The 515-nt window shown below is 40.6% G+C and carries 1 protein-coding gene; it reads left to right on the plus strand.

Annotated features, from left to right (window positions below; genetic code table 11):
- Window positions 1–148: 148 nt before the first annotated feature.
- Window positions 149–515, plus strand: a 367-nt coding sequence (locus tag AC19MV_RS23085) for a DUF417 family protein (RefSeq protein WP_498310048.1), incomplete at its 3' end; no start/stop codon positions are given.

Here is a 515-nt window from a genome sequence, read left to right on the forward strand (position 1 = left end):
ACTTCCCCGCCGTTCAACCACTAGGCATTGATGTCTAATCCATTGGTGCTCAACTACAGCAATTACCTAAGTTAGGTTCGACCCGAGTAAACATATAGTTTTTCTCAAGAGTCATATCATTTTAGTGAGCTACATAGAGTGAGTCCACATGGCTAAAAATAATTGGAGATATAAAATGGTTACCTCCGAAATTGAAAATGGTGTCCAGACTACCAATATCCTTAGTAATAATCTCGGTGCAAAAGTCACTAAGTTTGGTATAGGTGGCATCTACGTTGCCATGACGATAATATATTTGTGGTTTGGTGGTATGAAATTCACTAGCTACGAAGCAAACGGTATACATGGTTTTGTTAGTAATAGCCCTCTGCTTTCATGGATGTATAGTTTCCTCAGCATTCAAGGATTCTCAAATTTTCTGGGTGTGCTTGAAATTTCAGTTGGCCTGTTAATCGCTGCACGAGTTTTCTCCCCTAAGCTCGCAATCTTGGGCGGTGTACTTTCAACCGGACTCT

The sequence above is a fragment of the Shewanella sp. MF05913 genome (genome assembly GCF_059758095.1).